A 13,269-nucleotide genomic window follows, 5' to 3' on the forward strand; every position below is an offset into this window, starting at 1 on the left:
GCGGGTTTAGTTAGTGTAGGTGGAGGTTGGAACTAACACATCTCATTTTGACTTCATTCATAATAAGCATTATCTTAAATATTTTAAAGGTAGCTGGAGCTACCCTAAGATACCTTTGTACATCATTTAAGGGTAGCCTGAGCTACCTCTTAATTTTTTTATGTTTTATTCATTTTCAGATCAAATCCTTTTAGAATGCTGATATATCAAAATTTACCAAAACTATCCATTGTTTACTTCTAATTTTTTAGAGGTAGCTTGGGCTACCTTAAATTACCTTTGTACATTATTTCAAGGTAGCTTGGGCTACCTCTTAATTTTTTGAACTATTGCAATCTTGAGCAAAATAAAAAAGCCACCATGAAATATGTTCACAGTAACTTCTCTAAATCTCTATTCTACTTAATAGCTAGTTCTTTATCATAGTATTCTTGAGCTTCTTTTTTTGTTATCTTAAAAGAATTAGAAACGATACGTATAACTTGTTTTTTACTCATACCATCATCATTTAATTCTTGTATAACACCACTAATATTAGAACTACGTTCTTCTTCTCTAGCTTCTTTATCTGTATAATATCTTTCTTCTGCCAATTTTTCTTCCCAATCCATAAAACTATCCCTCGTTTCTGTATTTGCCTTTACTTTTCTTACTTCTTCATCTACATTTTTAGTAAATTCATTAGACACTTTACTATCTCTTATATAGTCTAAAAATGCCTTAACTTCGGGACTTACGCTTGAAAAATCTTTCGCCCTTGAATTTAATATAACATTGTATTCCCCAGTGTCAACTACTTTATTTAGGTCTTCTTCAAGCCTCATTGTTGTGTGATATATTGGTAAGCCTTGATTAAAATAATCAAAATCACAAACAAATATCACGTACGTATCTCGTTTTTCAAAAAAATATTGTCCTGGATTCAACGCTCTGCTAGATAACTTATTTTGATAAAAAGCAATCCTTTTGCCTAAATCATGGTGATTCACTACCTGCATTTCAATATCATAGCCTCTACCTTTTTCATCTTTAGCGTAAACATCAAATCTTACTCCACGATAAACTATATTTTCCTTTTGTCTATCTTCTGGAACGATATCAATGATTTCTTTGATTTTTAGTTCTGGCAAGATAATATTCAACAACTCAAGCGTTAAAGCCTTATTGTCTCCAAAAGTCTTTGTAAAAATTACATCTCGTTTGATGGTAGCCTGTTGCCACCGTTTTTCTAGCTCTTGTTCACTTAGTTTTTTCACGACTAAAGTTCCTTCCTTATTCAAATAATACTTACATTTTCTTAAGCTATGCTATCAAGTGCATACGCAATGAAAACGTAGTTGAATGGAGTACTCCCGCTTGCGGGTTTAGTTAGTATAGGAGGTGGTCGGGACTAACACTTCTCGTTTAATTTAGTCCATAATAAAGATTATCTTAAACATTTTAAAGGTATCCCAAGCTACATTAGGCTACCTTTTTATGTTATTTAAGGGTATCTTGGACTACCTCTTAATTTTTTGAACTATTATAATTTTGAGCAAAATAAAAAAGCTACTACGATTTCATATTTCGTAATAACTTTTGATTTTTTAATTCATATTAAAATATTTACTCAATAATTCAAACATATTCGTATAAGGATTTTTCTCAAAATCTGGAATTCCAGATTTCATTTTCGCAGCGTTAGATAAAGCAACGTCGTAATTCATAACTACTTGTTCAAAGAATCTTTTATCAGTCTTTTTATAATTTCTACCAAGTAGATTTGAAAGTCTATATTTAAGATTTTCTCTAGTTGTGAAAAAAGTTACCTTCTCAAAATGTAGTAGCAACCATAATTCAAAACAGGTGTTGGAATAAATTAACAAGTAATCACTTTCTAAACACTTATTTTTCAGTTTCTCTAATTCATCTATAGCTGTATCATCTTTATCTACAACTATAATGATATCTACTGGAGAATACTCAAAATCATGTCTTTTATACTTATTTCTAACATAATTATATAAGTCTATTCCTTGTTTTCTTTCTGAATTTACCACCAACTTATGTCGATTTTTTATTCCGATTAAATTCCGAAGAGTTTCCAAATAGATTTTTTCACTTTCGCCCTCACAATAAACATGTATTTGCGGAGGATTGGATTTCTTTTTGCTTTTTCTTCTACTCATCTTTATCTATTCCTCCAAAGATTCCTTCAATTTTCCAACTAGAATTTCAGGAATAGCACCAAACATACCTTTTTGATAGCGTTTAACATAAGAATAATCCTGTCTGTTTTCTTCAGATTTAAAGTCATAAACAGAATATAATTCTGTCGTGCTTCTATCTGCCTTTTCAGTAAAATATATCTGTTCTTTTTTAAAACCACTATCCATTAAAGCTAATTCATGACTGGTTAGAATAAATTGATTACTTTGCTTATTAGAATTGAAAACTTCAATCATTGCCTTAGATAACTCTACATGAAAAGAATCATCAAACTCATCAATTAAAATTGTAGAGTTGTTATATGAAACTAAAATAATAGCTAATGCAATTAATTTTTTTGTTCCATCAGATTCTGCACTTAAATCTAATGAAAACTGTCCGTTGTCATTAACTCCATCAAAAGCTTTATGTCTGATGGTCATATTATAACCCTTTAGTCCTCTACTTCTTTTAGATAGAGATAAAATTTCGTCTAATCCCCCAGTAATATGGAAAGAAATGCTGTTGTTTTCAACTACTTCAAAATCAGTAATATTTAAATCAGCTGCTTTTAAGAAGTTTAAAAGTTTTTCTTTTTCCTTTATATTTTTATGTATTTTATATGCTTGGTTTAATAATGGGGGTGTATCACGAGAAATAAAAATTAATCTATTTCTAAACCAACGAAAAACCGCTAAAGATGGTTTATCATTAAATGTTTTAGCCGTAATAAGAAAAAGATTATCCTTTCTAGTTTTATTAACTAATGGTTTCAATTCATCAGGTAAAATAGGGTATTTCATTTTCTTTCTTTGGAAATATATCTCAAAATCACCATTTTTCTCCATTTCCAGACTTTCTTGAAGAATCTCTTCCTTCAAATACGAAACACTATAACGATAAATATTATTGTTAGCATAGATGACAATCTGATAAAAGATTGGATCCTCATTACCTGCATAAGTTGGATAAGGATTCTCTTGAATATCATTTTTTAAAATTAAATTGCGAAAACTCTTGAGTGATTTAATCATATTACTTTTGCCTGAAGCATTAGGACCAAATATAATTGCACTTTTTAAAATACGATGTTTACCAATTTTATCAAACTCATTTCTAATTGAAGTTCCCTTAACAGCTTCCATAGAAAAATAGGCTTCTTCTTTATAAGAAAAGCTATTTTTGAAAATAAATTCCAACAACATAGATATCCCCCTCCTTATCACGAAATACGATTTATCGTTTTTCAGTACAAATTTTATCATTTATTCATACCTTTATCAAACTTTTATGCGTTAATCCGAGCTACCCTAAACTACCTTTTTATGCTTATCTAAGGTAGCCTGAGATACCTCTTAATTTTTTTATATTTTATTCATATATTAGACTAAGCCTTGTTAAAACATTGATATATCAACATTTACCAAGATTATCCATTATTTAATTCTAATTTTTTAGAGGTAGCTTGGGCTACCTTAAATTACCTTTGTACATTATTTCAAGGTAGCTTAGGCTACCTCTTAATTTTTTGAACTAAAAAAGGAGTGGTAATAAAACCACTCCGATAAAGGCCAACGACCGAATTATATATGATATTTTTCACTCACTATATCAAGAATTGATTGCCAAAATATTCAGCGAATATAGACTATCTACTTATTTACAGCTTCTTTTAAGCTTTTACCTGCTTTAAATACAGGAACATTTCGACCTGGTAAAAGCATTTCTTTACCAGTTTGAGGATTACGTCCTTTACGAGCTGCACGTTCTCGAACTTCAAAAGTTCCAAAACCTACTAACTGAATCTTTCGTCCTTCAGTTAAAGCAGTTGATACCGTAGAAATAAACGCATTTGTTGCGATCTCTGCTTCTTTTTTGCTAACGCCCATCTTTTCGGCGATAACACTGACTAATTCACTTTTATTCATGTTAGAATTCCTTCTTTCTTTAATTTATCTTTATAATCGAGGCTTATTTGAAGTATTTCTCCACATATAGTTCCAAAGAAAACAAATTAGAAATATTACAAGTGCTGTAATTACTAATAATCCATTGGCTAAATGAAAAGCTAACCTAATTAACTCATCAGGTGTCTTTATTTGGTTTATATTAACATGCCTTTGTAATTCCGCAATCTTGGTCATTTCTACTACAAAACCATATGCTGTAAATAATTCATAAACAGTAGCTAGAGACAATAAACTCGCTAGTATTACTGAAACATATCTTATCCTTTGTTCGTAAACTTTTGAGAATAAATTATTGATCTTTTGCTTCAATTTCATAATTTTTACCTGATTTATTTAAAAACGCCTTTTAACCAATTAACCACTTTAGCAAAGAATGATTGATTATTATGTCCTGTTTGGAACATTTTAGCTTGTGTTTCTTGTGGTGTATTTGGTTTTGGTACGCTATTAGACTTAGGGTAGATTGTAAATTCTGGAGCGTATACACCTTGACTATCAGTAACTGGTGTAATAACTACAATTGGTGCTGAATTTGTTGCATAACTATCCTTAGCAGTTTCAGTATTTACCACATAATAAGCATGGTACTTACCGTCAATTGGAAGTTTTGTTTCAGCTGTACCATTTTGGTCTGTTGTAACTTCAGCAATCTTTTTAAGTTGATCTTTGTTAAGTTTTGCAGCACGTTCTGAAACTTCTTTTCTGATTGTATCGCCTTTTCTTAGTTCTTCAACTTTAGAAACTAAATCTTTATCATCTTTAGTTTCACTGGAAGAATTAGAGCTTTCAATTTTGTTAGAAGAATCACTTGTTGTTTCTTTTGAACTACTTGTAGAAGCGTTACTAGTTGCTTTAGATACACTAGAAGAACTTGAGCTAGATTTAGACTCTGTGCTATTTGCAGAACTAGCGCTATCACTAACTTCAGTCTTTTCCTTATCTTCAGATGTTTCCTTTGCTGCCACTACTTGTAGGGCTGCGTTAGCTTTATCTTCATCTACACCTAATTTATCCTTAATAACGCTATTCATTGTATCGGTAACGTCATAAACAACAAACTTAGAGTTTGGAACTCCCTTAAAGTCTGATTGACTTAAGCCTGGTGCTTGAGAGCTACTAGAACTTGTATTAGATTTATTTGCTTCATCATTTACTGTTGAATTTGATATTCCGCCCACAGGAGTATCAGTCTTAGATTCCAAACTAGATGAACTACTATTTGAAGAACTACTACTTGTAGAAGTAGTTGAACTTGAATTTGAGTTTGTATCAGTTTTAGACTCAGAAGTTTTTGCCTCACTAACTGTAGCCATCTGACTTCCTTCTTTGGCAATGATCTTCTTGATAATCATCTTTTGCTCTTTAAGAGTTTGAATACTGTCATTTTTAGATTCTGAACTGGTACTTTCTGCCTTAGTTTTATCAGAAGCTAGACTTGAGCTAACTTTGCTAGTACTTGTTACTGAACTAGAAGTTTTAGAACTTGTTGAGCTACTACTTTCAGCTGCATTAGCTACTGGAGCGGCTAACATTAATACTGTTCCTGATAACATTAGAGAAGCAATTAATTTATTTTGAATCATATTACAATCTCATTCCTTTCTTGAGAGGCTTTACTACTTTTGTATTTTTTTCTTTCTTAGGTTTATCTTTTTTTCTATTAATAAATTTGTAAACACCAAGAATTATACTTAGAGTGATCATTAATGCTAATGCTGCCTTTCCTAGAGATGTAAAGCCTCCATCAGTCTCCAATTTTACTTGTTTTTTATACGGTATTCGGTGTCCTCTAACTAACAATCTATGCGTATTGACGAATAGGGGAGTACATGTAACTAAAGTCACGTAGTCTTTATTAGGGTCAACTTGTAAATACTTCATATTTGTTGGAAATACTGTTTTAATTTGATCTACCTGATAGGCATGAATTTCACCATTAACTTTAATATAAAATTTGTCACCTTTTTTGACTTTTGGTAAATCCGTAAACAATTTATTCAATGATAAACCCGAATGACCTGTTAAAACTGCATGTTTTCCTTTTCCACCAGTAAGGTCGCTAGTATGTTCCAGTAACCCAATGCCATTATCTAAAGCAATGCTAGATGTATTATCGTAGATTGGTAGAACTTCTTTAATTTTAGGAATTGATAGAATTCCAATTGTATTTAACTGAGATTTAGCTACATCAACCGAATTAGATTTTCCTTTAGTTTCTTTTTCTTTGGCAAAAGGATCAGTTACCGTTTTTTGTTTAGCTCTTCTTTTATAGAAAGCAGCTAAATAATCTTGTTTACTAATTTTTGAATCCTTCTTATCAAAGGCTTCAACTTGTTTTTCTTGTTTTTGAGCCAGCATAAAATCTGATATAAATGGATAGGTTGAAAATCCAATAATAGTTAAACAAAGTATTACCCAAAAAGCATAGTAAATAGCATTAAATAACTTCTTGTTTTTCATTTAATCACTCTTTAATTAAGCATTTTTCTTCTTGTAAGCCCAGTAACCAGCTCCACCGAGAACTGTTACAGTTAGAACACCACCAACAACTTCTAGTAATAGTTGTTGACTACCAGTTAGTGGCATAGTTGTCTTTTCATTATTCTTAACCACAATTGGAGTAGCTAAAGTCTTTTTATCAGTGTTTGGCCCAATTTGGAAATCTTGTGTTTCTTCCATTAATTGATAACCTGTTGGAGCTTTAATTTCACGAAGCTTGTAGTCACCTTCAGTGAATCCTTGTAAGGAGAACTTACCATCTTTATCAGATGTCAAAACTCCTTCTTTAACATCTTTATAGTTATCTACCCATTGAGCTTGTTTTTTACCTGTGGTTGTTGACTTGGCGTCTTTCCAACCGTTGAACCACTTGCCAGTACGTTTATCTTGAACAACGAATTTAGCTCCTTGTAGTTTTTGAGCTGCAATACCAGTACCCATGAATCCAGAAGATTCCTTCACGAAATGTACCCCATAAGTAATAGTCTTGTCAGTACGTTTGATTTCTCTTAGGCCAGAACCATCGTCCCAGATTAGATAAATATCATTAACAATATCAGTATCCATTGGAGAATCTGTCATAACAACTTCATCATAGTCATAATTCAAGTGCTTACCAGCTTCTTTAGCAACTGTATCTGAAACAGAACCTGATTTTACACTATTAATAGCTGCTTTAATCTTATCGTTGTCACCAGTCTTAGCGGCAGCGTCAAGTTTAGCTTTATCTTCAGCACTAACACCTTTAACTACGTAGTTAACAAACCATTGATTTTTACCTGTGATAACTTGGTAATCAGTACCTTCTTTTAAAGTTGTCTTATTATCGGACGTTTTAATTACTAAATGTCTTTCAGCAGGTACATCTTTCAAATGTAATTGTGGAATATCACGAGTGTAGAACACACTGTAAGGTAAACTTTTAGCTTCTTGTCCTGTAGCGTCAACTTTCCAATCGGATCCCATAATATTAGCTGGAACATCTACCCTAGATTTGAAGTGAGCTAAATCACCAATATGCAAGGATTTGTGTTCACCAACACCATTTGTTAATTCCTTAGTAATTGTAGGTGATCCATAGTCAACTAAAGATCCTTGTAACTTGTTAGGTTCAATACCATTTTCTCCAATAGAGAAAGTTAATTTATTGTTTTTATCATTCTTAGCAATTGGTGAGATTGATACTTTAGCTTGAGTAGTAGCTTCTGGATTGTCAGTAGCTACACTTGATTCCAACTCAACAAAATAGTAATCACCCATAATTAAGTTGTCGGCAGTTACTTTACCATTCTTATCTGTTGTTAAAACACCACCAACTTTAGTACCTGAACCTGGTTTACCACGATAAAGTTGGAACTTAGCTCCTTCAAGTTCCTTTTTTTCTTCTGGCTGACTATTTTTTGGTTTATTCCAAATAGCGAACTTAGTTAAGTCAAAGTGCAATTTTTGTGTATTGTTTTTTGGGTATAAGTATGTTGTAGATAAGAAACCGTCACCGTTAGGATTTGTATAAGGGTTAACAAAAACAATTGGTTTAGCTTTTGCTACAACGAATCCTTTAGGTGTCTTAGTTTCTACAGCAGCGTAGTAATGATATTTTTGTGGTTTAGAAGCGTCATAAGCTTTGACGTTTTCAAAACGTACATTACCACTACCATCAATAGCTTTAGTTCCAACTACTGTAGCTCCAGTTAAGAACTTAGATTTAGCTCCATTAGCGTCAATATCCTTAGAGATTTCAGCTACACGACCTTGTGCTTCTTTGGATTGACCTGCAGTAAATCCTGTTAGACCTTTACCGTCTGCATAAACTTTATTAATTTGATCGGTAATATCGTATAAAGTAAATTCAACTTTACCCATTGTAGTTGGGTTGTAGTGGAATAACTTGTTATTAAAAGTACTATCTTTTTGAGTACCATCATTTTTAATTTTGTTTTGTTCTTGTTCAAAGAAGTTTGCGTCTGCCTTATCATACATTGTTTTGTGAATTTCAATGTTTGTAGTTGTAGGAGCAACTTGATCGGCATGAGCGACACTTACAATGTTATTCATAACTGGTGTACTTAGCATTAATGCTTGACCACAAAGAGTTAAACTGACTCCACCTACGAATAACGCTTTACCTATATAATTCTTTTTCAAGTCCATATAACCATCTTCCTTCTTTTATTAATTTTCTAATTCAGCCTGTACAACAAGTCTTGTTTTCCCATGATCAGCACAATCATAAACTGTTACAATTGGCTTTTCATTTCCTTCAGGTAAGTAGTAAGCACTACCTTTAACTGGTTTTCCATCAATAATTTTTACGTATGGAGATTGAACTTTCTTACTGAAGATTTTGTATTTGTATACTTGATTATCAGCTCCATGTAAGATAACTTCTTGTCCGTTTCTTACCTGATATAAGTCACTTAATAAAATTCCATGACGTTCCATATTATGGCCAGCTAAAACTACATTACCTTTACCAAACTCACTATCTAAGTAGTAATCTTTACCGACACCTAAACTAAGAGTTAAATTGTTAGCTCGATTGTAGATAGGTAGTTTGACGTTAATACTTGGAATTTCTAAATAACCATTTGGATATTTGTCTAACCCTTTAGCATAGGCTTCCTTACGGTATCTAACTAAATCATCATCAGTAAACATATGAATTTTGTCCTTGCGTAAGGTGTCTTTGCTGAGTTTTTGAGTTACAGGAGCATTGACCTTACTTTGCATAATTTCATATTTTTGATGATCCGACCACGCTTTAAAAATTCCTAAACCAGCTGCAATAACAGCTAATATTGTTAGACCTAGCAGCCATTTACCTTGTTTGGTTTTGAGAAATTTAGAGAGTTTTTGCATTTAATCACCTACTTGGTAACTTTTTGTTTGAAGTATAAAGCTCCACCACCTAAAGCAACTAAGACAATGCCTCCAACAGCAACAATTAATAGTTTTTCTGAGCCAGTTGCTGGAAGTGGATTAGTTGTATCACCTAGTTCACCTTCAATCACATTTGCTGAATTTTTATCTGCTAACAATTCTACAGAGTTTTGACTTAAAGTATAATTTTTAGGTGATTTCACTTCTACAGCATAATAATGATTAGCAACAGAATCAGGTAGTGCTACCATATCAAAAATTACATTTCCATTTTTATCTGACGTTCCTATATATGGAGCTTGTTCTTGATGTCCTTCAACCAATTGGTCTCCTACTTTACGATATGCGATTTTTTTAGCCTCTTCAGGAGTTATATTAGCTTTTGCTTGATCCTTTCTTACCAAAACAAATTCTGCTCCTTCTAACGCATTTCCTTGAGCGTCCTTTTTGTGAATTATAAATTTCTGATGTGTTTTATTATTGTAAATAGTACCTTTATTTAGGTCTTTTTTAGGTTGATCACCATTAAAATCGCCAATTATTGCTTGATACATTGAGCGATAATATTTATTAGGTTGATTTGTTTCAGCTAACTTATAATCTCTACCCAAAGGCAAATTGTTAAATACAACATTACCTGAACCATCAGCTTTAGCTTTTTGTGTAAAGTCTCCACCTGTCAAGGTAAATTCAGTATCTTTCAATACTTCAGTTTTATTATTTCCTGTACCTTTTTTAGTAAAAGCTAAATGTCCTTTAGCTGGTTTAACAGTTACATTCATATCAGTTTCAGTGTCAATTGGAACTGATACAGCCTTAACAACTTGTTTTGCAACCTTTTGTGAATTATCATTACCTGAATAAATCCAAGCTACTTTAGAAGTCTTTTCCCAGTTACCTTTTGTAGCAACGGTAAAGTTATATGAATCTTTTTCCGCATTTACTTTATAGGGAATATTAATTTGTAACCCTGTATTATTCCAAACATCATTAAAATTAACGCCTGCACCATCTTTACCAGTCAAAGTAACCCCACTAGGAGCGTTCTTTAACCAAACCTTAACGTGACTCATGTTTTCAGACTTCAAAGTAAATGTTTTCTTATAGGTATTACCTTGTAAGTTATCTTTGTTTATTTCTAAATTAGAGGGATCAAAACCTAAATTATGGTTATTAGTAACAATTTCAGAGCTTGATTCATCATTATGTTTTAGTGCTTCATTGTGTAAAGAAACTACTTTTTCACGAACACTAGGATTTAATCGGTCTAAAACGTCTTGAATTGCACCTGTTCCACCCCAGGAAGCATGATCGTTAGGATCGGCAGTCCAATGAATCACTGATTGATACAACCAATAATCTCCTTTGTCACCTTGTCCCAAGCTTCGAAAACGGTGTCCTGAGTAAAAGTTATTAACTAACCATTGAACCGCAGGCATAGCTTGATACCTTCTAGAAATTTGTTCATTAGATGGAGCTGGTTTAGACCACTCAATACAGAATAACCAATCTCCTGTACCAGCTTCTCTAATTGGCATAAGTCCATGAGCTGCACCTGATCCTGGACCTGTTTCATGGCCTGTTGCATAAGAGAATGATGTTGTAGCTGGCGTTCCAATGTTAGCTACATTAATCGTTTGTGGTATATCATCAGCTTGCACTCTCTTAGTTAGTCCTAAAAATACAGAACTAACGCCAATACCTAAACCAGCTACAACTAATAATTTTTTGGATAGCTTTTTGGATAATAATTTCATAAATTATTCTTTCCTTTCTTTGTAGAATTTTTCATTCAAGTTAAGGAAGAATACTATAATAAGAATTATTTTTTCTTATATAAAACAATACCAACTACAGATGTAAGAATTAATCCGATTGTAATACCACTTATAATTAAAAGTTTCTTACTACCTGTTTGAGGCATAACTTCATATGAAACTGGATTTTCTACTCTATTACTTTCAATTTGTCCTCCAAAATAGTTTGGAATAACTTTATTGTAGATAGTTCCTTCTGCAGTTTGTTTGACCGTTGGTTTAAAGAGAATACGTAACTTTTTACCAGCGTATTTAGATATAACTTGTTTATCTTTAACTAAGGATACTTTCCAACTTGTGTCAGTCCAATCAACTTTATAGTCATTTGAATCTATTTCTTGACCTAAACCTTTTGCCTTAGAATCATCAGCTAAATAAACTTTTAATGAATCTTTGGTAACTTTAGACACTTCTAAACGTTTTGAATCAAAGTTGTCAGTTAGTGAAATTCCTTTCTCAAGTAGGTCATCAGAGATTGCTAAATTATCTAACTTAGTTAAGTCTAAATCTCCAACATAGTTTAAAACTTGATTTCTTCTAACCATTTGTTTATCAATATTCTTTGAATTATCATCAAACACTTGTTTTTTAGTAGTAAAACTAGGAGTTTTATTTTCTACTTCATTAGATAAAAACTCTCCACTATCAAGTAAAATCGTATAGTTATTTTTAAAATCAGCGTTATCTTTATTAACTGTTACATATACATGTGGTACAGCCAATGCAAACTCTTGTGATTTGTCTTTATTTACTATTTGTAAATACTCTGGTTTTGCCTTAACTGTAACAAGTTGTCCTTGATGATTAATTTCAAATTGATTACTAATATCTTTACCTTCAGGAGTTTCAACTTTTAAAGCATTGAATGTTACTTCATTTGGCAAAGTATCTTTCCATTCAATTTTAGATTGATCTTTTCTAAGGTTTGAAAATTTAACTGTATCTAAGGTGTAAGTCAATTGTTGTCCTTTTAATACTGTTTTTCCGTTAGCACTTTCTTTGATGGAACCATCAACATTGCCTATTGCTACATCTTTAATAGGTTTAGGAATTACATTAATTTTTGGTTTATCAACAATTAATGTATAGTCATTATAAAAAATTGGATTCCTGGTTTTATTAAATGTTGGTGGTGTTGGTTTTGTTGGAGGAGTTTGTTTAATAGGTAAAGGAATTCCACCTATCATTTGATGATAGAATCCCATAAAATCACTACCATCAGGTGCTTTTTGTCCCCAAGCAGGATCAGCTGCACTAAATACATAGGATAAATTATCTACATCATGTAATAAGAACCATGATTGATACTTACTATCTTTACCCTCTGTTGTATCATCACCACCAGTAGAAATTGAACCTAAGTAATCTTTACCATTTGCTTCTTTATTTTTACTACCTCGTAAAACGCTAGTAGCATTAAATACAGCAATTGATTGATTATAATCAATGTCACCAGCTCCAAGCAAACTTGGAATTGTAACTTTTTTATCAGTACCATGTTCAAAAAATTCTAATCCATAGCGAACAGCACCAATACCAGCAACATCTGTACCAATGTACTTTTCACCAACCATTATCATTGGTGGAAGGCCATACTTATTGCTGTAATTATTACCTAAACCTTGAATAGTAACTTTAACATCAACCATTTTTCCAGTTTTTGTATCTTTAAAGACATTAATGTATTTCCAAGATACCCCTTGTTCAAGTTTATATAAGTTACCCCACTCTTTAGTTTTAAGATAATTCTTTAATCCTGGATCCACTTTGGAATTGGATAAAATAGAATTTAATTCACTTTGACTAAAACTTCTTAAACTTCCTTTATCAAAAGTCATATCTTTGCCAGCACTAACGTATGATACATTAGGTAAATCTTTCCCTAGAAATTGAACTACCTGTGATTAAAATCACAG

General features: G+C 32.1%; 11 protein-coding genes. All 11 read right to left on the reverse strand.

The window, feature by feature from the left end:
• Positions 1-398: 398 nt before the first annotated feature.
• The 11 genes from FC55_RS09210 to FC55_RS09960 all read right to left on the reverse strand — a co-directional run bounded on the left by FC55_RS09210 (position 399) and on the right by FC55_RS09960 (position 13,191).
• Positions 399-1,256, reverse strand: a complete 858-nt coding sequence (locus tag FC55_RS09210; RefSeq protein WP_035149293.1) for an Rpn family recombination-promoting nuclease/putative transposase — start codon at positions 1,254-1,256, stop codon at positions 399-401.
• Between the two features lie 330 nt (positions 1,257-1,586).
• Positions 1,587-2,168 (reverse strand): RloB family protein, encoded by a 582-nt coding sequence (locus FC55_RS09215; RefSeq protein ID WP_003699209.1) that lies wholly within the window; start codon positions 2,166-2,168, stop codon positions 1,587-1,589.
• A gap of 6 nt (positions 2,169-2,174) precedes the next feature.
• Positions 2,175-3,392: an AAA family ATPase gene (locus tag FC55_RS09220; RefSeq protein WP_099452490.1), complete on the reverse strand. Its 1,218-nt coding sequence runs from the start codon at positions 3,390-3,392 to the stop codon at positions 2,175-2,177.
• A 447-nt stretch (positions 3,393-3,839) separates the two neighbouring features.
• A complete protein-coding gene (locus tag FC55_RS09225) occupies positions 3,840-4,115 on the reverse strand; it encodes an HU family DNA-binding protein (RefSeq protein ID WP_003699211.1) in 276 nt (91 codons plus the stop codon).
• Positions 4,116-4,145: 30 nt separating this feature from the next.
• A complete protein-coding gene (locus FC55_RS09230; protein WP_003699212.1) occupies positions 4,146-4,472 on the reverse strand; it encodes a hypothetical protein in 327 nt (108 codons plus the stop codon).
• A gap of 14 nt (positions 4,473-4,486) precedes the next feature.
• Complete coding sequence (locus tag FC55_RS09235; protein WP_003699215.1) at positions 4,487-5,740, reverse strand: hypothetical protein; 1,254 nt, start codon at positions 5,738-5,740, stop codon at positions 4,487-4,489.
• Position 5,741: 1 nt separating this feature from the next.
• Positions 5,742-6,617, reverse strand: coding sequence for a class C sortase (locus FC55_RS09240; RefSeq protein WP_003699216.1), 876 nt, complete (start codon positions 6,615-6,617; stop codon positions 5,742-5,744).
• Between the two features lie 15 nt (positions 6,618-6,632).
• On the reverse strand, positions 6,633-8,807 hold the full coding sequence (locus FC55_RS09245; RefSeq protein ID WP_003699218.1) for a SpaA isopeptide-forming pilin-related protein: 2,175 nt from the start codon (positions 8,805-8,807) through the stop codon (positions 6,633-6,635).
• Between the two features lie 21 nt (positions 8,808-8,828).
• Positions 8,829-9,515: a class A sortase gene (locus FC55_RS09250; RefSeq protein ID WP_003699220.1), complete on the reverse strand. Its 687-nt coding sequence runs from the start codon at positions 9,513-9,515 to the stop codon at positions 8,829-8,831.
• Between the two features lie 8 nt (positions 9,516-9,523).
• Positions 9,524-11,293: a SpaA isopeptide-forming pilin-related protein gene (locus FC55_RS09255; RefSeq protein WP_003699222.1), complete on the reverse strand. Its 1,770-nt coding sequence runs from the start codon at positions 11,291-11,293 to the stop codon at positions 9,524-9,526.
• Between the two features lie 65 nt (positions 11,294-11,358).
• A complete protein-coding gene (locus FC55_RS09960) occupies positions 11,359-13,191 on the reverse strand; it encodes an SspB-related isopeptide-forming adhesin (protein ID WP_107814497.1) in 1,833 nt (610 codons plus the stop codon).
• Positions 13,192-13,269 lie beyond the last annotated feature (78 nt).

Source organism: Ligilactobacillus salivarius DSM 20555 = ATCC 11741, from assembly GCF_001435955.1.
Taxonomy (GTDB): Bacteria; Bacillota; Bacilli; order Lactobacillales; family Lactobacillaceae; genus Ligilactobacillus; species Ligilactobacillus salivarius.